Genomic DNA, 21,184 nt, shown 5'->3' on the forward strand with positions numbered 1-21,184 from the left:
GAAGACAATATAAAGGCGCTATGTTCATCCCGGCGAGCCCCATGCTGGCAGGAGAAATTTCGCGCAATCATGGCACCTTTCACCAGACGGCGCAAGGTAAAATCAGCGCTCTATACGTCACAGATAATCAAGCTATTAACAGCTTAATCGCGTGATAATAAGGCAATTTGAAAGACAAATAACAGGAGTCATTGTGGTAATTGGACCTTTTATTAACGCTGGCGCAATTTTATTCGGCGGCGTTATTGGCGCGCTGTTAAGTCAGCGTCTGCCAGAACGGATTCGCGTCTCAATGACGTCTATTTTTGGTCTGTGCTCTCTGGGAATTGGCATTCTGCTGGTGATGAAGTGCGCTAATCTTCCGGTGATGGTGCTGGCGACGCTGGTCGGCGCGCTTATCGGCGAGTTTTGTTTGCTGGAAAAAGGCATTAATGGCGCAGTCGCGAAAATCCAACAATTATTTATGGCATCGGGTAAGAAGCCGACACACGACTCATTTATTCAAAGTTACGTCGCTATCATTGTACTTTTTTGCGCCAGCGGCACCGGTATTTTCGGCGCGATGCATGAAGGGATGACTGGCGATCCAAACATTTTGATCGCTAAATCTTTTCTGGATTTTTTCACTGCCATTATTTTCGCCTGTTCGCTTGGCATCGCCGTTTCGGCGATTTGCGCGCCGATGTTGATTATCCAGTTAACGCTTGCCGCCTGCGCCACCCTCATTCTTCCACTGACCACGCCGGCAATGATGGGCGACTTTAGCGCTGTAGGCGGACTGCTGCTGGTGGCGACCGGCTTGCGTGTATGTGGAATCAAAATGTTTCCGGTAGTGAATATGCTCCCGGCGCTGTTGCTGGCGATGCCGATTTCCGCCGCATGGACGATGTTTTTTGCCTGATTCTGCGTGCAATAGCAACAAAGTGGTGATAGATTGTGCAGTCTACGTTGATTTGAAGAAATTTCGTTGACGAAGCGAGGCGATTACGGTTTAATGCGCCTCGTTGCCCGGATAGCTCAGTCGGTAGAGCAGGGGATTGAAAATCCCCGTGTCCTTGGTTCGATTCCGAGTCCGGGCACCACCTTTCCTTTTTATACTTCCTTAAAAATCCCCATGTGTTTTTAATTCAATGATTTAGCGTGGAAATCTTTTCAGGTGCGTTTTGATTTATCCCTACGTATCCGGAAAATTGTGGGTCAGATTAAGGGTTCATTCAGTTCGAGGAACGGAGAGACCCTCATATTAACTGATGGCAAGATCTGCGCCGCGCCCCCTCGAAAAACCTACAAAAATCACCGATTCACAAATTCTGTACCTGACGGCTCTAAGCTATGGTATTTCCGCTATCGCTTCGGCGGTAAAGAAAATCGTCTGACTTTCGGCCCCTATCCGCAGGTTAGTACATGGAGGCGCGTATGGAGATGATGCAGTGGTGGTCAGATTATCTGGACGTGAGCCGCGAGGGGGACGTTGCGCCCTATATTTATGCCCGGCAACATAGCGTATATTTAAGACTTCTGAACTGATTGCAGAATGTCTAAGCCGGGATTATCTGCCACAGTCATGTCTGGTCATTTGTTACAACAACACGGCGACAGTTCCCTGCCGCTATGAATTAACATTTTTGATGTCCTGAATTTAGTTTCTCCTGCCGCATGGTTAACTCGTCCATAAAATAGCGTGCAACTGCGGGCATTCCTTTGTTCGCTGGGAATAGTGCATAAATCTGTCTTGGCTGGCCAGACCACTCGGGGAAAATTTGTACCAGTCCCCCGTTTTGCAATTCTTCCTTGCAGGCCGGAAACGGTAATAAAGCCACACCATTGCCGCCAGCGACTGCCTGTAACAGAACCCGCAGATTATTGGAATACAAACGGGGGGAAAGTGACAGGGTGATTTCCTGACTCCCATTGATTAAATGCCACGATTGCATACGACCGTCGGCCAGTCTCACCATTGCCGGAGCCCTGTGAAGATCTCCAATGGTCTTTAAATCAGGATGTTGCTCGGCCCACTGGGGGCTGGCAACCAAAATATCGTATAGCGTATTGATTTTTTTATAGTGCAACGAAGAATCAGGCAATGCCCCTGAACTTACTGATAGCGCAATATCAATGCCTTCTGCAATCATATCCACCGGGCGATTGACAGCAAGGAGCTGCACATTTGCCAGCGGCCAACGAGCAATAAATTCGTTGATGAGCGCTCCCAGCCACGTTTCTGCCATGAATACCGGCGCACTGATCCGTAATGTCCCCTGTGGATACTCCTGCACCGCCTGAACAACAGCGCGGGCTCGCTCACTTTGATTTACCAGCTTCTGACACTCCTGCGCAAATTGCTCGCCGACTTTGGTCAGCGCAAGGCGTCGGGTTGTCCGCTGAATCAGATGTACACCAAGCTGTTCCTCTAATGCCGACATCCGTCGGCTTAGCACCGATTTGGACACTTGCGCACGTATTGCCGCCCGGCTGTAGCTTCCTTCTTCTGCAATCAGGGCAAAATACCAGTAATCATTCCAGTCAATCATGATTGTTCTTTTATCGCAACAATGAAGTTCAATTTCGTCTATTTAAACATCATTTTAAGAACGGTTAAACTAGCCACACGTTTTAAATGAGACGAACACCATGAAGATCCTCCACATTGACAGCAGCCCTATGCTCTGCAACTCCAGCTCACGAAAGCTGAGCCTGGCGCTGACAAAAGCTATCTGCCAGCGCTTTCCGAATGCCAGCGTGACATACCGCGATCTCGGACGGACACCGCCACCCCACTTACGCGAAGAGACATTTCTGGTGCTTGGGGGAAAGTTAATGTCTACAGACGCACAAACGCAAAGTGAAGTGGAGGGTATCAGAAACGCGATCGCGGAGTTGAGCCTCTGCGATATATTAGTAATAGGTGCACCGATGATTAACCACTCTGTCTCTTCGGGTCTGAAAACCTGGATAGATCAGGTTTGCCAGGCTGGTCTGACATTTCGTTTTACCTCTACGGGTGCAACGGGGTTACTGGTCGACAGGCCAGCATTTATTGTCTCCACGCGTGGTGGAATTTATTCAGATACCAGGCATCGGGAATTGGATCATCAGGAAAGCTATCTGCGGTCAACGTTAAATTTGATGGGGATCACTAACGTCCATATATTGCCCACCGAAGGAGTGGATAAAACCGTACCAGGCAGATCTCTGGCAGAAAAAAACTCGCTGGCGCAAATTCCCTGTATGCTGGCTCATGCTTTTAATCGATAAGTTTATTAATATGAAAGGAATTCTTATGAATATCAGTAAAAAAATTGTCACCTCTTTTTTCTTACTCTCTTTATTTGGGCAGACATCCATTGCTGCAACAGAAATTAGTCATCCAGAAACAGACATGAAAGAAATTGCTCATGTTAGTGTATCATCCATAAATACAAATCCTGAAAGCATCATACAACTCCTTCAGAATAAAACTGAAGCGTCAGGTGCTCATTATTATCGAATCACTTCATTTCATATCGATAATCAATCACACGCCACCGCTATTCTTTATAAATAATCACAATTACAATCAATCGTAATTATTATCCAGGACACGGGTAATTGCCCGTGCCTGCTAAAAAACAGGCCATTATGAAAATAACGTATTTTGTGAGTAGCTTAACATTACTCACAGCAAGTCTTATTTTTGTCTTATCAGGTGAAATATTCCACGCTGAAACATCTAAAATCTTTTGGCTGTTTCGGCAAAACTTTCTATTTTTTAGTGGGTGCGTCGCATGGTGTTTTATGACATTAGCTATGTGTCTGATTTTGCGTTCACCCTGGTTGAATCGAATTCTGAAAGGTCTGGATAAATCGTGGGGTTTACACAAACAAGCTGGTATTATCGCGACAGTCTTTACGCTGGCGCACTGGCTGGACGAAAAAATACCTCACTGGCTGGTGCAAAATGGCTGGCTTGCTCATCCAGGATCACTGGGAAGTGTTCAGATAAGCTCATGGCAATCTCAACTGATCTATGCAGGATTGTTAGCTGCTGAATGGTCTACATACCTGATGATAGGATTGGTGCTGGTTTCTCTTGTAAAAAAAATCCCTTATAACATTTTCCATTTTATACATCGTCTGTTTCCTGTTTTTTACCTGGCTACTGCTTTCCATATTTTTACCGTTCTATTTAAAACATATTGGTGGAATTCACCTGCGGGCATTCTGCTGGTAATTGTGAGTATTCCAGGTATTTACGCTGCCGTCCTTTCACTATTTAATATGATTGGTTATAAAAACAAACGCGTTGCGATCATCACAAACATCGACTATTACCCAAATGATATTATAGAAATAACTCTACATACTGACACTCCTCTATTGCATACACCTGGGCAGTTTTCATTTTTAACATTTCAACATGATGCAGAGGCACACCCATTCACTATAGCCTCTTATTACCAGGATAAAAAACACTTGCGTTTTGCCATTAAATCATTAGGGGATCATACACATTCACTAAAGAAAGAATTAAAAACTGGACAGGACGTGATTGTTGAGGGCCCCTGGGGTTATTTAGACTTTAATATTCAATCTGAGCGTCAGGTCTGGGTTGCGGGAGGGATCGGTATCACTCCTTTTATATCTCAGTTGGAATATTTAAAAAACTCAGACCACCAACTCTGCCCTATTGATTTATGGTATTGCGTTGGTCAGCATGATGATTTGCAGTACCCTGTAAATCTCGATTTATTATGTACAGCAGCAGGTGTGACTTTACACCGTATCGATGCCGGGATGAAACTGGAAGCCAAACATATTATGATGGAAAGCGATAATAGCCAAAACGTTCACGTCTGGTTTTGCGGGCCAGCAGGTTTTGCGAAAAGTCTACTATCCGGACTACAAAAGTACGGGATATCAGAGAAAGCCTTCCATTATGATCGTTTTAATATGCGTTAATTATTGATGAGAAAATTCATATACATATTTTTCTCAGGCTACCTCGGTATTGGTTTACAACAAATCGAAGAAACCGAATCTCAGAAATAGCTCTGTAATTTACTTTCCGGACTACTGGCACAATGCGATCCGGATGCTGAGATAAGTAAAGAAGCTCATGAGTGGGTTAATACTCCTCTGGTCAGAAAAGGGATTATGTAAATAATTAAGGGACGCCACTACGGCGTCCCTTAGATATGAAAAAGAGGTGCGCCCCTCCACACCGTTTCCATTACTACGTAATGATCGATAGAGACGGGTTATCTTCGGCTTTGTTGAATAAATCGAACTTTTGATGAGTTGAAGGATCAGTTCACACATCATCCGGCAACACAGCTCGTCCCATGGCAAAGCAGAAGTTCAGAATCACCAACTGGCGCAACTACAATAAAGCCCTTATCCACCGCGACTCCATCACTTTCTGGCTGGACGACGAGGCAATTCAGGCGTGTGCTGCTTGCGTGCCTTTTTGGTGGTTGATGCTGGTTTTGTCATGTGAGTCACCTCTGGTTGAGAGTTTACCCACTTAGTTGCGGGTCCACTATTACTGGGTAAGATCATGATTCCAGCCATCAAATCCCATAAATATGTCTCGCAGAACCATTTTTAATGTTTTCTTCCATACCCTCAACGTCGCGTTTTTGCACGTCCAAAGCATCACGCCGGGCAAAAAAACTTTACTCTCCGCTTCCAGATCATCTATTTCCGTTTTTATTTCTGCATTTTCACTATGTAAAGTGAAAATGCCCGGCTAAGAAGGTTGACTGAAAATATCGTCTACATACTGCTGGTTAAACACCAGGTAGTTCATATCCAATGGAGGTTGCAGGCTGCACCGGCTGTAATCTGGTCGACCATGCTTATAAAAGTAGCCAGAAACGGTTGATTTCTCAGAACCGTTTTGTCCATAGATAAGAGTGACATACTTACTCAAGTCGAACTCTACTGGCTTTTCACCCTGATAACTGCGAACGCCGTGGATGGAGAGAATGGCCATGCTATATCATTGTCACCGCCTTCTGTATGTGGATATTTTATCGCCGGCATTCCCTACAGCAAGCAACCTCACTGATAACTGCCATTTTATAAATTGTTCTATAATGAACGTTACTGACATTTTTTATGTTAGACTCCTTGATATACAAGGGATACAATGAAATCACATATCAATTAAAATGTCAGTACAGGAGAATCAATGTCTGTTGCCGCTCTGGCCCGCCAGCGGGTTCACCGCATGAAGCGGGGCGTTCCCTTTTCCATCAGCGGATTTTACTCGCTGGGAAGTCGCGCGTCGGTACAACAGGCAATGAGTCGTCTGGTCAAAGAAGGCCTGCTGGTCCGGGTTGAACGCGGTTTCTACTCCCGGCCAAAACCGTTAAAAAACCTTCCATCCGTAAACGTTGTCGCCAGCGCCAATGCCGTTGCCGCCGCATGGGCAAAGGAACGCGGTTACAAAATCACCCTTCAGGGGCTGGAAGCCGCTTACCGGCTAGGGCTGCAAACGCAGGCGCCGGTTAAACGCATCTACTGGTCAAACGGCCCTACGCGAGAGTTCCGCGTCGGCAATGAGTTGGTCCGGATCCAGCATAAATCAGCAAGCCGGTTACGTTGGCTGAACCGACCTGAAGGAGAGCTGATGCGCGGTTTGCTGAGTCTGGATCAGCAACATACCCCACCGGAAACACTGAAGAATGCTTTTCATCGGCTGAGCATCCCGTCCGCTGAAGCGCGGCAGATTGCCGGAAAGTTAATGAATGAGCCTGCGCTTCACGCGTGGCGCTCGCACCTGATGACGTTGCAAAAGGCGCTCTGATGGACATTTTTGATTACTACCGGAGCTGCATCACAACGTCTTGAGCTTCAGGAAATCCTCTCTTACGCGGCACAGCAGCATCCCTCCGGGCTGGGAGCCAGCTTTCTGGAAAAGGATCTTTGGGTAACGGAGATCCTTCGGCTGCTTTTTAATGAGGATCTGCTGGGAGATTTATCTGTCGCGTTTAAAGGTGGAACGGCGTTAAGCAAATGCTGGAACGTGATTGAGCGTTTTTCTGAAGATATCGATCTTTCTGTTCACTGGGCCGATCTGGCAGGTCACTCAGAAGAGGAAGAACAGCAGGCATGGGAGCAAAGCACGCTAAATAACAGCCAGAATCGCCGGTTCAGAGAGCAGCAGCAAGAGCGCTTAACAGAATGGACAAACGCGCTGGCAGAACGGTTAAACCAACGCTTTCAAATTTATGATATTTCGGGCCTTGAAGCAAAAATGGAACTCAACAGCGGTGGCGAAAAAGTCGATATCTATTTTCCACGGGTGAAAGAAGACAGTATGGCCTATCAGCGCGATCATATTCTGTTGGAATTTGGCGGACGAAATCGTGGCAAGCCAACCGATCTGATGCCTGTTGTAAGCTATCTGTCCGGGATTGCAGGCATGGATACACTCAAGTTATCCACCGCGACCGTAAACGCTTATGACACTGGCTATATTCTTTGGGAAAAGCTGACGGCGCTGCACCAATTCTGCACGCAAACCAAAGCGCCAAATCCGGCCCGACTGGCACGCCACTGGTATGATGTGGATTGTCTGCTGCGTAATCATTTTGCCAGCCCCTATGAAACGCTGGAAGCCATGGGCAATGTGGTCGAAATGAAGCAACGTCGCTGGTCTGTACCGGGCGTGGATTTTACTCAGGTGATTGTCGGAAACCTGCAACTGTTGCCTGACGATGCTGAACGGTTCGCCGCGATCGCCGGGGATCATCAAACGGCAGTGGAAGGGGGAATGTTCTTTCGTGAGCCTGACGGATTTACTGAGATTGCTGACCGCCTTCGCCATACTCAGGATAATATCAATCGTTTTATGTGTGGTTCATCGATATAAATTATTCCTGCTAATTGATCCCTCAGCCATATGACATAAGCCTTTTGAATAAAATAGTTTTATGCTTGTACTCCAGTCTATTCGCGGTATCATTTTACGATCTCTCTTCCAGTTTTATGCTTACCGCCTTTGCCGCTCGTAGAACAATGCCGGGAAGCGTTATCAGCAATTAAGGGCACGGAATGGGCTTCTGGATATTTGTTATTATGCTGGCGGTTATCTGGCTTCTGTTTTCCAAAAAGAAAAAATCGCCTCCCCCCAATATAAACAGCAAAATCATCACCAAAACAAATCATTCATCCCGACAAGAATCTCTCAATAAGCCAGACAGCAGCGTGACAAATATGCATTCTCAGGCATCCGATGATGACGAACTGGCAACCTTTAGCTTTGTTAATGGACAGGCGGTTGAATACAGCACCAGCCGCCAGCCATTGCGAGAAAGCGCTGCCCGTAGCAATACCACGCCAGCGCGATGGGTCAAACCGGGAGAAAGCATCACCATTCAAAACATCGTCATTAAGAACGGTAATTTTTATTTTGGTGGGCAGTTAAAAACATATTCATACAGTGAATATGGATATCTTTATAACGATGGTTCCGATGCTTCTCTGGTTAATGACTCTTTATCCATTGAGCCTGGTTCACGCCACTATTATGATGAATCTCTGGGATATTGGCCCACCTTTGCCACACTCTCCCCTCGCTGCCGTGGTGCCTATCTTGACTGGCTGGCAAGCGATCGCAGCGATGCGAGTTGCCCTGTTGGCTATGTTTTTATCTATTTTTATGGTCTTGAACGCCGCGTACTGGCAGATGGCACACAAGAATCCATTTCTGACAATGAATTCAAAGCATTATTTGAAGAGATATCGCGCCTGAGAACCGTATTTCAGGCAAGCGGTTCCTTCCGGCATTATGCAACGCAGTTGCTGGAAATGATGATCATTCTCAGACCAAAGCTGCTATCTATGCACAGCGAGAACGAGTATTTTTCGTCGAGGAGTTCATTACTGTTCAGATTAAATCTGGCGACAGTGGTCGATAAAGGACAACCTGTTTGTGCCGATCTGGCACTGGCATGGATACACTATTTTCCCGATTACACCCTGCGCACGCCTGCCCGTCGATGTCATTCTGAGTTTTCCGCGTTATTCAAACAGCGTTATACTCAAAAATACGGTGACGGTATTGTCGTCAAACCCAACAAAACACGGTTATATTTAAGCTATACCCCCGCCAGTGGTACGCTTCGGGAACTTCAGGTAAAAAAACAGATGGATCTTCCCGATCCCAGCGTTTTAAAAGCCCCAGTTCAGAAATTAATTCCTGTTGCAGAATCCTGTATCAACGCGCTGGATGCCTACAGTCGCTATCTCGGTAAAAAAGATGCATCACCAAGTGATGTCGCCGCCATCATGCTGCTTCCCGATGAAATACTGACCGAAGATGCAGAACGTTTGTTTGCTGAATTTAAACACTGGGCAGATGAGAAAATCCGTGAACATTCAGGACTAGCGACAGTAGCTGATTTCTGGGCCAGCCTGGGTATGCCTGTACCGGATAAGATTAATAAGAAAGAAGCCGAGCTGATGCAAAATTTCGCCAGACGAGCAGGCTACGGCATTGCGCCGGATATGCGCTATCACCTTGTCCGGCCAGAACCAGAAGGACATATTGTTTTGTTTCCCGAAGGACATGCGGAATTCTACGTACCGTCGGCGGAATTTACGTCAGTCTCTGTGGCGCTTCGGCTGGGCGCCATGATTGCGCAAATGGACAAGTGCGTGGATGTTGCTGAACAGGTCACGCTGGAAAAAACCATTGATCACAATGATGCGTTGTCGCCAACAGAAAAACGCTCGCTGCACGCCTACCTCACCTGGCGGCTCAATACGCCTGCAAATCAGGCCGGTCTGAAAGGTAAAATTGAGCAACTCAGCGATAAAGATAAATCCACTATTGGCAACGTGATTATCAGCGTCGCCTGCGCAGATGGAAAAATCGATCCGGCGGAAATTAAGCAACTGGAAAAAATCTACACCAGCCTCGGCCTGGACAGCAGTACCGTCACCAGCGATATCCACCGTCTGTCAACCGCAGAAACAACTCCGACAGCTACGTTACAAACCCCATCAACGACGAGCGGCGCGTTTTCTCTTGATGAACGGATCCTTGCCCGTCATGAGTCTGATACCACGGACGTACGCCAGTTACTGAACACCATCTTCACCGAAGATGAACCCGCAGACGAATCCCCAGCGGAGATCCCGCCACATACTGGCGCAGGTCTTGATGAGGCACATCACCAGCTTTACCAACGTTTGCTGGAAAAAGAGCGTTGGGCGCGAAACGAAGTCGCTGAGCTATGCCAGCAATTTAATTTGATGCTAAGCGGCGCGATTGAAGCAATTAATGACTGGTCTTTCGAACAGGTTGACGCCCCGGTGCTTGATGATGACGATGATATTTACGTTGACCTGGAAATTGCACAAGAACTCAAAGGATAATTTATGTCTGACATTCGTATTCGTCTCAAAGAAAGAGACGCCATTATTCAGTCACTGAAGTCAGGCGTTACGCCTAAAATTGGCATTCAGCATATTCAGGTTGGTCGGGTCAACGAGATAAAAGCGCTGTATCAGGATATTGAGCGTATCGCTGATGGCGGTGCTGGATTCCGGCTGGTTATCGGGGAATACGGTTCCGGTAAGACATTCTTTTTAAGCGTTGTGCGCTCAATCGCACTAGAGAAAAAGCTGGTGACAATCAGTGCCGATTTATCCCCGGACAGGCGTATCCACGCGACGGGTGGACAGGCGCGTAACCTCTATTCTGAGCTAATGAAAAATCTGTCCACGCGCAATAAGCCTGACGGAAATGCATTATTAAGCGTGGTTGAGCGCTTTATTACGGAAGCCAGAAAAGAAGCAGAAAGTACAAACGTGACGGTTCCGACGATTATTCACCAAAAGCTCGCTGACCTATCTGATATGGTTGGCGGTTACGATTTCGCCAAAGTCATTGAATGTTACTGGCAGGGCCACGAGCAGGATAATGAGACACTGAAATCAAATGCCATCCGCTGGCTAAGAGGTGAATACACCACGAAAACCGACGCCCGTAACGATCTGGGTGTGCGCACCATTATCTCTGATGCCTCTTTCTACGATTCGCTAAAGCTGATGAGCCTGTTTGTCCGTCAGGCTGGATACGCTGGTCTGTTGGTTAATCTGGATGAGATGGTCAATCTGTACAAACTAAGCAATACGCAGGCCAGGGTTGCGAACTATGAACAGATACTGCGTATTCTGAATGATTGTCTGCAAGGAACGGCTGAGTATATTGGCTTTTTACTTGGCGGTACGCCAGAGTTCCTGTTCGATCCGCGCAAGGGGCTATACAGCTACGAAGCGCTCCAGTCTCGGCTGGCGGAAAACAGCTTCGCCCAGCGTGCCGGGGTGATTGATTATTCGTCCCCTTCCCTACACTTAGCCAGCCTGACGCCGGAAGAGCTCTATATTCTGTTGAAAAACCTGCGTCACGTTTATTCCGGCGGCGATGCGGATAACTATCTGGTTCCTGATGATGCGCTGACGGCATTCTTACGCCACTGTAGCAATACCATCGGTGATGCTTATTTCCGTACGCCACGAAACACCATTAAAGCCTTCCTGGATATGCTGGCCGTGCTGGAACAAAACCCGTCCATTCAGTGGTCACAGTTAATCGCTGATGTTGCGATCGCGGAAGAAAAGCCCAGCGATATGGATGAAATAGCGTCGGCAGAAGATGCCGATGAGGATGGTCTGGCCGACTTCAGATTATGATGAACGAATACCAGCGGCTGGATCCACGGATACAGAAGTGGATATACCGGCAGGGATGGGCCGATCTCCGGGAACTGCAAAAAAAAGCCGTTCCACCGATATTAGCGGGCGATCGGGATGTCCTGATCAGCGCCGCGACTGCCGCGGGTAAAACGGAAGCTTTTTTCCTGCCCGCCTGTTCTGCCATTGCGGATATTCAGGGCGGTTTTGGCATTCTATACATTAGCCCACTTAAGGCCCTGATTAACGATCAGTATCGACGGCTGGAAAGCCTCGGCGATGCGCTGGAGATACCGGTCACGCCCTGGCATGGTGACGTTGCGCAGAGCAAAAAACTGAAAGCGAAGAAAAACCCTGCCGGTATTTTGCTTATCACCCCGGAGTCGCTGGAAGCGATGCTGATCCGCAATGCGGGATGGTTAAAGCAGGCTTTCGCGCCACTGACATATATCGCCATTGATGAATTCCATGCTTTCATCGGTTCTGAGCGAGGTATGCAGCTTCTCTCTCTGTTAAATCGAATCGATCACCTGCTCGGAAGAATCGACAATCCAGTTCCTCGGGTCGCACTCAGCGCAACGCTGGGGGAACTGGAGCGAGTACCGTTATCTCTGCGGCCAAATCAACGTCTGCCCTGCAACATTATTACCGACAGTCAGACTCACGCTACGCTAAAAGTACAGGTGAAAGGTTATCTGGAACCGCTAACCACCTCGGGCCAACAACCGCCGCCGTCGGCAGAGACGCAAATCTGTCATGATATCTTTCGCCTCTGTCGCGGTGACTCCCATCTGGTGTTCGCTAACAGTCGCAAACGGACCGAAAGCATTGCCGCTACGCTTAGCGATCTGAGTGAAGCGAGCATCGTTCCCAATGAGTTCTTCCCCCATCACGGCTCGCTGTCCAGAGATCTGCGTGAAACGCTGGAACAGAGGCTTCAACAAGGCAACTTACCCACCACCGCCATCTGTACGATGACGTTAGAGCTTGGCATCGACATCGGTAAAGTCAGCTCCGTTGTACAAGTTACCGCCCCCCATTCCGTAGCCAGCCTGCGCCAGCGAATGGGACGCTCCGGTCGGCGCGACTCGCCTGCCGTATTGAGAATGCTGATTGCCGAACATGAACTGACGCCAACATCAGGCATTGTCGACCAGCTCAGGCTTCAGCTTGTTCAGTCGCTGGCCATGATCCGCTTACTTATCGGCAGCAAATGGTTTGAGCCAGCTGATACCCGGCAGATGCACTATTCCACCCTGTTCCATCAGATCCTGGCGATCGCGGCACAGTGGGGAGGCGTGCGTGCGGATCAGATCTGGTCACAGCTATGCCAGCAAGGGCCATTTCAGAAAGTCCGGATCGATGACTTCAAAACGTTATTGAAACATATGGGGGAACACCAGTTTCTGACCCAGCTATCAAGCGGCGAACTGGTTCTGGGCGTCGAGGGCGAACGTCAGGTAAATCAATACACCTTCTACGCCGTGTTCAGCACGCCGGAAGAGTTTCGCATTGTGGCGGGGAGCAAAACACTGGGCTCCATTCCCGTTGATTCCCCACTGATGCCTGACCAACACATTATTTTCGGCGGTCGACGCTGGAAGGTAACCGATATCGATAGTGATAAAAAAGTTATTTATGTCGAGGCGACAAAGGGCGGGCAGCCGCCGTTATTTGGCGGACAAGGGATGTCCATTCATGATGTCGTCCGCCAGGAAATGCTTACCATTTATCGGGAGGGAGACTACCGCATCACCGTTGGCGATCGCAAAGCCGATTTTGCCGATACCACGGCCAGAAACCTGTTTGATGAAGGGCTGCACTGTTTTCGCAATAATAATCTGGCTTCGGAATGTTTTATTCAGCAGGGGCAGCATGTCTACATTCTTCCCTGGCTTGGCGATCAAACCGTAAATACGCTGTCGGCATTACTTATCCAGCGCGGTTTCAAGGCGGGCTCGTTTGCTGGTGTGGTTGAAGTAGAAAAAACTACGGTCTCGGAGGTTAAACAGGCGTTATTCAGCGCACTTCAGGAAGGGCTACCTTCCGAATCCCGTCTTGCCGAAAGCATCGTTGAAAAGTGCCTCGAAAAATATGATGAGTATTTACCGGAGGCGTTGCTGACGCAGGAGTATGGGTTACGCGCTTTTAATGTTGAGCGCGTGGAGGAGTGGTTGCAGGGGCATTTATATTAAGGGGAAGAAGAATGAGAAAAAGCTGGACTATAGAGGAAGATTGTAAGCTGCTAACCTTGGTGCGTCAGCACTTTTCCGCGCTGGTCAGCCATAACCGGCTGAATGCCACAATGCCATTTAGCCAGCTGCTCCACGATGCATTTGACTCACCTGACCGCGATGCCCCAGCATTGCTTTATCGCCTCGAACAGGCAAAAATCTTGGGATTTGCCAGCCGTCCTGGTGGCGATCCCACTAAACAACCGTTTCGCTGCCTGATAAGCAATGATTTGGCGCTATACGATTACAGCCTCACCTTTCCCACCCTCAGAAAAGCATTGCATCCAGATACCGTTGCGGCAGCACTAAACCACTTCACGATTAGCAATCCACACGAACCACTGTCCAATACTATAAATGAAATCGCGACAGCCTTGCATCTTGCCCCCATGCAGGTGGAAAAGATTCTGATCGAAAGTGACCAAATAACCATCAATAGTTACCGTGAGTGTGAGCGTGTTGGAGAGAAAACTATCAATAATAATCTGCAAGATCTCATTTCCAGGCAAATTCCTGACATAACGCTGATTAAAGAGATTAACGCCTGTCGCGCCCAAGTCTCTCAACTTTACCACGTGCATGAACGTGATGGCGCTGAGGTTATTTTCAGTTCCGACGGCACGGGGTTCGGCAAAAGCTATGGCGTGATTCAAGGGTATGTTGAATATCTGGAACGTTTCGCCAAAGCCCAGCAGCCAAATTACCTGTTTCCCGAAGGCGGCTTTACCAACCTGTTGTTCATGTCGCCGCAAAAATCACAAATCGATCTGGACAGCAACCAGAAAGAGAAAATTCTGGCCGCTGGTGGCGAGTTCATTTGCGTTCTCTCCCGTAATGATATTGCCGACCTTGATTTTATGGACTGGGCCTCTGGCCTGAAAAACCGCGACCGCTATACCCGTTGGTATAAAAATGCCAATAACAACTCCCTTATCAGTGTTGCGATGCGTTCACTTAATCACCTGGTTTCGCAGATTGATCGTTGTGAAGAACAACTGGCAACATTCAATAGTCAGCATACGGATTTTGATATAGAAATAATCAAAGACCAGCTAAAGAACTACCGTCATAGTCTTCGCAACACCATTGTATCGGCATGCAAGTCATTATTTGAACGGGGTAATGGTGAAACGTCGATTCAAGAATATATTCGCTGCGGGCTGCTTGCTCGCAGAAAGCGAGAGCTTAACGCAATGCTGGGAAAGCCTGCGTCAAAAATGAGCGTACACGAAGTCTACTTCGAGCTTATCAAGCAGGTATTGCCTTTCGAAGTGTGTCAGTACCGCCCATCAGTGCTGTTAATGACCACCAAAAAATTCGATACATCAACTTATCGCCTGACACCTCGTAAACGAGGCGAAGGTGTGAATTTTGAGCCCGTAGGTTTTGACCTGCTCCTTGGCGGCAAGCTGAGCCCCAAAGATCCACAGATCAGCACCGTTGCGGCAGCCGGTCATACCGGGCAGGTTGCCTATCTTCGCGACGAACACTTCAAACGTAATCCAGACTGCCCTTTTCGCCAGAAAAATATCCGCTTCACGGTGATAATCGATGAACTGCATGAAGCTTACACCCGCCTTGAAGAAACGTGCCATGTAAAGCTAATCACACAGGAAAATAACCTGGCGCACGTTATTTCCGTCGCAGGACGTATTCACAACGCGGTACTCAGCTTAGAGCGCCGAAACAAGCCCAAAGAAGCGCAAACGACCTTTGAGCAAGAGATGGTCAAATTCATCACTACTCTGCGCAATTTACTGGCAGAAAAGTGCGAACTATCCCCAGGTACAACGCTGGGATCGATCCTGGAGATGTTTCGCGACCAGTTAGGGGCATTCGAAGTCAATGGCGACGCCGCCGAACGCATCATTTCCATCACCCGCAATGTGTTCAGCTTTAACCCCAAAATGTACGTTAATGAAGAGGGGCTAAAACGCATTCGTATGCGAAACAGCGAAGGCGACATAACGCGCACTGAGCTGTATTACGAAGTCGAAAATGATGCCAATGACACCAACCCCACCCTGCACGATCTGTTCCAGTTGGTCTCCGTCATCCTCTCCGCCTGTTCTGATATCACCAACCGACACTTTAAGCGCTGGGTAAAGAATGGCGGCCAGGATAACTCCAGCAGCCAGAATACGCCTTTGGGCCAGTTTGTTGACGCAGCCAATAACGTAGCTGGCGTGGTGCGCCACATCTTCGATCGCACCACCGATAAAAACTTGTTGATTGATCATTTCTACACTTACCTGCAACCCAAAACCGTATTCACGATGACGCCGATAGCTGAACTCAATTACGTGAACAGGGGAGCCGAGCGCACAATTATTCTGGCGTTCGAAATGGATCTGGTACAAGAGTTGCCCGAAGCCATGCTGCTGCGTTTATTAACCGGTACGCACAATAAAGTAATAGGGCTTAGCGCCACCAGCGGTTTTAGCCACACCAAAAACGGTAACTTCAATCGCCGCTTCCTGGCACGCTATAGCCGCGACCTTGGCTACCGAATCGTTGAACGCGAAAAGGCAGATATCGACACGCTTAAAGCATTACGTGGATTGAGGGCCAGTATCCGCAAAGTCGACTTCAGAGTGTTTGATGATGAACAGATGGAATTGACCGATATCTGCCAGAACAGCGAAACCTTTCGAAAGGTATATAACGATTTATTCAAAGCGCTAAAAGAACCGCTGGAATACGCCCTGAAAAATACCTATAAACGACGCCAGTACTGCCGGGAGCTGGAAGCGTTATTGCTTGCCGCCTACGAGGGTAAAAACAGCCTGATTTTGTCACTTTCAGGGACGTTTAAGCGGGCCTTTATCAGCGCCTGGCGCACGCATAAGACAACCTGGCGCAAGCAGTACGGTATGCACTCCCGGTGCGATGAAAAAACAGATAACGATAAGAAACATGACCAGATCCTGACCTTTACCCCATTCAAAGGGCGTCACACCGTCCATTTGGTCTTTTTCGATTCACCACTGGCTAATGTCGAAGATATTAGGCAAGAAACCTATCTCCAGAACAGCAATACCGTACTGGTATTTATGAGCAGCTACAAAAGTGCAGGCACCGGCCTCAACTACTTTGTTAAATACCATGACGGCGATATTAATGATGTCAATGCACCACGTCTGGATGTCGATTTTGAGCGCTTAGTGCTCATCAACTCCTCGTTTTACAGCGAAGTAAAGGACAACAGCGGCAACCTCAATACATTACCTAACTACGTTACCGTGCTTAAACACTACGCCGATGACGATATTACCGTCCACAAGTTGGCCGATATCAACGTTAATTTCGCCCACGGCGAAAACTATCGCCTGTTAATGGCCGAACATGATATGAGCTTATTCAAAGTCGTCGTGCAGGCCGTAGGGCGAGTCGAGCGTCGCGACACTCTATTGAAAACAGAAATCTTTTTACCCCGCGATGTGTTCCGTAATGTTGCATTCCAGTTCGCAGCCCTCAGTGAAGATGGCGCTAACGAGGTCATATCAGAAAGCATGTCCTTGCTTAACCACCGCCTCATGAAGGAGTGCGAAAAGCTGAGTCAGAGCCAGTCATTTAGTGATGCTGAACAGCGGCATGCGTTTGAACAGGCTATCTTAGAAAATGGTCGCCGCATCGATGCTGTTCATAAGCGAGTCCTGAAAACCGACTGGATAAATCAGGTACGCGCCGGCAACCTTGAATATCTCGAATTGTGTAATTTATTCCGTGATTCTGACTCCTTTACCGATCCCCTGCGTTGGCTGGAAAAACTTCAGGCTAATTCCTTGTATGTCGCCAATCGGCAAATGCAATCTATCCACCACGCCCTGTTTATCGATCGCCAACAGGGCAACCAAACTATTTTACTTTGCCACAAACGCGACCCGGATGGACTTGTCCACAGAGATTATTCCGCCCTGTCGGATTTCGCTGGCGGCGCAAGAGAGTACCGGCCAGAGCTCACCCTCTTTCCGCAGTATAGAAACGATGTCGATTTTACCCCCGGCAACCTGGTCGGCGAGTTGATTCGTGAATGTGACAACATCCAGGAAACGGCATTCAAAAAATGGGTGCCCAACCCCAAGCTAGTTCCATTGCTCAAAGGCAATGTTGGTGAATATCTCTTCGATAAAGTGCTAAAAAGTTATGGCGTTACCCCACTCTCCGACCAACAGGTGTTTGAACGCCTTGAACCGCTGGTATATGAGTTTTTTGACCGCTTTATTGAAGTGGGTGACGACCTGCTCTGCATCGACGTTAAACGCTGGGCGACACAGTTGGACGATTTAACGCGGGCAGAAGAAACGCTTGAGAAAAGCAACAACAAGATTCGCCAGATCCGTAATATCACCAGCCAAAAGGCAGACACAGAGGGGCAGAAAAAGCTTCAGGCTGTGCTGGCAGGCCGTTACGAACGCATTCGATTTGTCTATCTGAACGTCGCCTACAGCCAGAACCCCAATAATCTGATGTGGCAAGATAACGTGGATCACACGATCCACTACCTTAACCTGTTGCAAACCGACTACCAGTACTATCAGCCCAAAAATAGAGAGAGCGGACGAGCTCAGGAAAACTCGAAACTGAGCATGACATTGGACATTAACCCAATGTTACTAACCCTGCTGGGTGTAGAAAAGTTGCCGACTAAAGGAAAAGTCTCATGATCCCTAATCTGAATGAGCTGTCAGACGCCCCAATTGCCCGCACCAATTTGATCAAGCTTGAAGAAGATCAACTGACGACCATCCAGCGTCTATTGGTTCCGGTATCTAATATCTATACGATAGACTTTATGGTTCAGCGCTTTACTAAAGAGCGAAAAGAAAAATCCGCTGATTACTATGCGCGAATTCATCAGGAGATAAAATCTTGCGTGCGGCAGAAGCTTGGGCTGGAGGCCGGGCAGGAGGTAAAATATGAGCTGCATTGCTTACCCAATTACCATCACATCTTTTTTTTCCTAGAGCCTGCTGCTGCACCGAACAGCCCAGCGCATCGGACTTTGGCAGAACGCATTGAAACGCTTTGCCAACGACTCACAACTGAAAATTATGATTTGTCTCGCCTGATTCAGGGATTGTTCAGTCTGCATTTGAAAATGGTAATGCTGGAACAAGCCAGTGAGCGCTTTTCGGTACCGCCAACCTACTTCAACTCTACGTTCTATCTCAACGCTCGCCTGAGTCAGCCCGTCACGCAGAAAAGCGGCACTGGAGTGATGGAGTCATTCGAACTCGACATTTATGCATCAGAATATAACGAACTCGCCTTTACCCTGCACAAACGAAAATTTCTGGTCGAACCGGAGGATGAATTGCACCTCTCTCTGGACGATACCGGCGTGTGGTTTAACATCGATAATCGTCGGCTCAAAGCCCGGCGCAAACTCGATGCCCGGGACAGCAAACTGGACTTTTTTCGTGAGCGCAGCGGCTATGGTGAATGCCAAGCCTATACCTATAACGTGATCATGAATGCTGCCTGCGAGCGGCTCAGTGAACTAGAGATCCCCCATCAACCTATCCCATTTCAGGCCACCCACGAGGTCAATCAGTTCGCTACCGACCTCGATCAACAGCTGGCTAATACGCTGTTGGTGGTTAATAACGGCGTCGAATTCAGCGCCACGCAAGAAGCTTATTTCTTTGACGCATTAGCCATCCAGTTCCCCGAATATCAACTCTGGCCGCTGGCATCGCTTAAACATTCTCAGCAAACCGGCTTTTCTGGGCTGCCCGCCAATACTTCTATTCTGGTGCTCAATGCGGTAGATGAAGAACGGAGCAACAGCATCCGCCAGCAAGATAATGAATCTGTTGAGTACAATGATTTCTATGCGGCTTTTGCCGACGCCCGAAAACAACCCGAACTCAATTGGGATACCTATACCCAACTTAAACTGGATCGTTTGCAAGGGTGGCTAAATCAGCAACCGCTACCTGTGGTCTTGCAGGGTATAAATATTGATCGCAAATTGCTGGATGCGATTGTTCTTATTAACGAACGCTCAGCGAGCGACCCTGCTCAATACGAAATCGATCTTACGAAGCCTCACAGCCGTCTCAAGTCAGCAGTTACCTTACTAAACAGTAAGATACGGCGAACGAAAACCGAACTATGGTTCAAAGAAAGCTTACTCAATCAGCATCACATCCCTCTACCAGATTTGGCGGACGGGCACTATACCGCCTATGCGGTACGCAAAACGAAAAACAATCTCTCTCTCCTTGGGCATGTTGAACTAAAAATTGAGCACGGCCAACTTAGGGTGGTTGATACCGGGATCTCTGAAGGTAAATTAGGCTATCTATCCGTTGATCATCCCTCTCTGGGACGATTAAAGAAATTATTCGACAAAAGCTTCTATCTCTACGACCACGCCGCAGATGTCCTGCTTACCACCTACAACAGCTCCCGCGTGCCACGCCTGATTGGCCCGGCGCAATTTAATATTGTCGATTCATACGCTTATCAGGAACAAGAAAAAGCGCTGGCAGAGCGTAAAGGAGATAAATTTAACGGGTACGCCATCACCCGCTCAGCAAAACCGGATCAAAACGTACTGCCCTATCTGATATCACCAGGCCGCTCGAAATACGACTCGCTGACCAAAACGCAAAAGATGAAGCACCACCATATTTATCTGCAACCGCATGAGAATGGCGTGTTTGTTCTGGTAAGCGATGCCCAGCCTACAAATCCTACTATTGCACGGCCTAACCTGGTGGAAAATCTGCTGATATGGGATGCCCGGGGCAAAGCCGTCGATGTATTTAGCCACCCGTTAGCTGGTGTTTACCTCAATAGCTTCACCCTGGATATGCTCAGGAGCGGCGAAAGTAGTAAGAGTTCGATTTTTGCCAAGCTTGCCCGGTTGATGGTGGAGAACTAGTGGAAGTTTAGGGCGGTGTTTCTAGAACTCGTTATATGTGGAGTTGACGCTACATATAACGAAGCCCTACCTTTAAACACCTATTTTTCGTGTTAACTCTCACAAAAACAAAGCGATTTTTTATGGGGGCCTTCGTGGGGGCGCTGTTTACGAGAAATACCAACAAAACCAATAACAAACAGCATGTTAATCCTAGATATGATTCCGAGTCCGGCACCACCTTTCCTTTTTTACGCTTTCTTATGAATTCCTCGATGTCTTCAAGTCAATAAGTTTGAACATAGACTCTTTCCAGAAATTATTGCCATATGATCTCCATTAGACCAATATAAACGGATGCGTGATCATAATAAAGGCAGTAATAGTA

Annotated in this window: 14 protein-coding genes, 1 tRNA gene and 1 pseudogene; 14 read left to right on the forward strand and 2 right to left on the reverse strand. The window is 47.9% G+C overall.

The annotated features are described in order from the left end of the window. Window positions 1-193: 193 nt before the first annotated feature. The 3 genes from ACLJZ5_RS07770 to ACLJZ5_RS07780 all read left to right on the forward strand — a co-directional run bounded on the left by ACLJZ5_RS07770 (window position 194) and on the right by ACLJZ5_RS07780 (window position 1,426). Window positions 194-901: a DUF554 domain-containing protein gene (locus ACLJZ5_RS07770; RefSeq protein ID WP_024797643.1), complete on the forward strand. Its 708-nt coding sequence runs from the start codon at window positions 194-196 to the stop codon at window positions 899-901. 105 nt (window positions 902-1,006) lie between these two features. Next, window positions 1,007-1,082, forward strand: a tRNA-Phe gene (locus ACLJZ5_RS07775). Window positions 1,083-1,192: 110 nt separating this feature from the next. After that, on the forward strand, window positions 1,193-1,426 hold the full coding sequence (locus ACLJZ5_RS07780) for an Arm DNA-binding domain-containing protein (protein WP_345789036.1): 234 nt from the start codon (window positions 1,193-1,195) through the stop codon (window positions 1,424-1,426). A gap of 190 nt (window positions 1,427-1,616) precedes the next feature. Here ACLJZ5_RS07780 and ACLJZ5_RS07785 read toward each other — a convergent pair whose 3' ends face one another. After that, window positions 1,617-2,531, reverse strand: coding sequence for a LysR family transcriptional regulator (locus ACLJZ5_RS07785; RefSeq protein ID WP_024797642.1), 915 nt, complete (start codon window positions 2,529-2,531; stop codon window positions 1,617-1,619). Window positions 2,532-2,631: 100 nt separating this feature from the next. On the opposite strand from ACLJZ5_RS07785, the gene ACLJZ5_RS07790 reads away from it, so the two are divergent. The 4 genes and pseudogenes from ACLJZ5_RS07790 to ACLJZ5_RS07805 form a co-directional block, all read left to right on the forward strand. Then, a complete protein-coding gene (locus ACLJZ5_RS07790; RefSeq protein ID WP_023254044.1) occupies window positions 2,632-3,255 on the forward strand; it encodes an FMN-dependent NADH-azoreductase in 624 nt (207 codons plus the stop codon). Window positions 3,256-3,280: 25 nt separating this feature from the next. Next, the gene (locus ACLJZ5_RS07795) at window positions 3,281-3,544 is read left to right on the forward strand and encodes a YdgH/BhsA/McbA-like domain containing protein (RefSeq protein ID WP_024797641.1); all 264 of its coding nucleotides are present in this window, start codon (window positions 3,281-3,283) and stop codon (window positions 3,542-3,544) included. A gap of 50 nt (window positions 3,545-3,594) precedes the next feature. After that, window positions 3,595-4,938, forward strand: a complete 1,344-nt coding sequence (locus tag ACLJZ5_RS07800) for a ferric reductase-like transmembrane domain-containing protein (protein ID WP_228373341.1) — start codon at window positions 3,595-3,597, stop codon at window positions 4,936-4,938. Window positions 4,939-5,321: 383 nt separating this feature from the next. After that, window positions 5,322-5,426 (forward strand): annotated as a pseudogene (locus ACLJZ5_RS07805) (IS5/IS1182 family transposase); the annotation flags it as partial. A 302-nt stretch (window positions 5,427-5,728) separates the two neighbouring features. Here ACLJZ5_RS07805 and ACLJZ5_RS07810 read toward each other — a convergent pair. Beyond that, complete coding sequence (locus ACLJZ5_RS07810; RefSeq protein WP_023202707.1) at window positions 5,729-5,974, reverse strand: AAA family ATPase; 246 nt, start codon at window positions 5,972-5,974, stop codon at window positions 5,729-5,731. 198 nt (window positions 5,975-6,172) lie between these two features. On the opposite strand from ACLJZ5_RS07810, the gene ACLJZ5_RS07815 reads away from it, so the two are divergent. From ACLJZ5_RS07815 to ACLJZ5_RS07845, 7 genes are all read left to right on the forward strand, one after another. Then, entirely contained in the window at window positions 6,173-6,790 is a 618-nt protein-coding gene (locus tag ACLJZ5_RS07815; RefSeq protein ID WP_023202708.1) for a DUF6088 family protein, read from the forward strand. Window positions 6,791-6,799: 9 nt separating this feature from the next. Further along, window positions 6,800-7,858 (forward strand): nucleotidyl transferase AbiEii/AbiGii toxin family protein, encoded by a 1,059-nt coding sequence (locus ACLJZ5_RS07820; RefSeq protein ID WP_228373340.1) that lies wholly within the window; start codon window positions 6,800-6,802, stop codon window positions 7,856-7,858. A gap of 182 nt (window positions 7,859-8,040) precedes the next feature. After that, window positions 8,041-10,368 carry a TerB N-terminal domain-containing protein gene (locus ACLJZ5_RS07825; RefSeq protein WP_024797639.1) on the forward strand — a complete coding sequence of 776 codons (2,328 nt, stop codon included), beginning with the start codon at window positions 8,041-8,043 and terminating at the stop codon, window positions 10,366-10,368. A gap of 3 nt (window positions 10,369-10,371) precedes the next feature. After that, the gene (locus ACLJZ5_RS07830) at window positions 10,372-11,688 is read left to right on the forward strand and encodes an ATP-binding protein (protein WP_024797638.1); all 1,317 of its coding nucleotides are present in this window, start codon (window positions 10,372-10,374) and stop codon (window positions 11,686-11,688) included. Further along, entirely contained in the window at window positions 11,685-13,883 is a 2,199-nt protein-coding gene (locus tag ACLJZ5_RS07835) for a DEAD/DEAH box helicase (RefSeq protein WP_024797637.1), read from the forward strand. Before ACLJZ5_RS07830 ends, ACLJZ5_RS07835 begins: the two co-directional genes overlap by 4 nt. Window positions 13,884-13,894: 11 nt before the next feature. Beyond that, a complete protein-coding gene (locus ACLJZ5_RS07840; RefSeq protein ID WP_024797636.1) occupies window positions 13,895-18,589 on the forward strand; it encodes a hypothetical protein in 4,695 nt (1,564 codons plus the stop codon). Beyond that, window positions 18,586-20,817 (forward strand): hypothetical protein, encoded by a 2,232-nt coding sequence (locus ACLJZ5_RS07845; RefSeq protein ID WP_024797635.1) that lies wholly within the window; start codon window positions 18,586-18,588, stop codon window positions 20,815-20,817. Before ACLJZ5_RS07840 ends, ACLJZ5_RS07845 begins: the two co-directional genes overlap by 4 nt. The last annotated feature ends 367 nt before the right edge of the window (window positions 20,818-21,184 follow it).

The sequence above is a fragment of the Salmonella sp. 5800 genome (genome assembly GCF_046558195.1).
Lineage (GTDB): Bacteria > Pseudomonadota > Gammaproteobacteria > Enterobacterales > Enterobacteriaceae > Salmonella > Salmonella enterica.

What these genes read in the sequence shown, in the direction of transcription:
- ACLJZ5_RS07785 (WP_024797642.1), bottom strand. Translation starts at nt 2,531, where the DNA reads ATGATTGACTGGAATGATTACTGGTATTTTGCCCTGATTGCAGAAGAA.
- ACLJZ5_RS07790 (WP_023254044.1), top strand. Translation starts at nt 2,632, where the DNA reads ATGAAGATCCTCCACATTGACAGCAGCCCTATGCTCTGCAACTCCAGC.
- ACLJZ5_RS07795 (WP_024797641.1), top strand. Translation starts at nt 3,281, where the DNA reads ATGAATATCAGTAAAAAAATTGTCACCTCTTTTTTCTTACTCTCTTTA.
- ACLJZ5_RS07810 (WP_023202707.1), bottom strand. Translation starts at nt 5,974, where the DNA reads ATGGCCATTCTCTCCATCCACGGCGTTCGCAGTTATCAGGGTGAAAAG.
- ACLJZ5_RS07815 (WP_023202708.1), top strand. Translation starts at nt 6,173, where the DNA reads ATGTCTGTTGCCGCTCTGGCCCGCCAGCGGGTTCACCGCATGAAGCGG.
- ACLJZ5_RS07825 (WP_024797639.1), top strand. Translation starts at nt 8,041, where the DNA reads ATGGGCTTCTGGATATTTGTTATTATGCTGGCGGTTATCTGGCTTCTG.
- ACLJZ5_RS07830 (WP_024797638.1), top strand. Translation starts at nt 10,372, where the DNA reads ATGTCTGACATTCGTATTCGTCTCAAAGAAAGAGACGCCATTATTCAG.
- ACLJZ5_RS07835 (WP_024797637.1), top strand. Translation starts at nt 11,685, where the DNA reads ATGATGAACGAATACCAGCGGCTGGATCCACGGATACAGAAGTGGATA.
- ACLJZ5_RS07840 (WP_024797636.1), top strand. Translation starts at nt 13,895, where the DNA reads ATGAGAAAAAGCTGGACTATAGAGGAAGATTGTAAGCTGCTAACCTTG.
- ACLJZ5_RS07845 (WP_024797635.1), top strand. Translation starts at nt 18,586, where the DNA reads ATGATCCCTAATCTGAATGAGCTGTCAGACGCCCCAATTGCCCGCACC.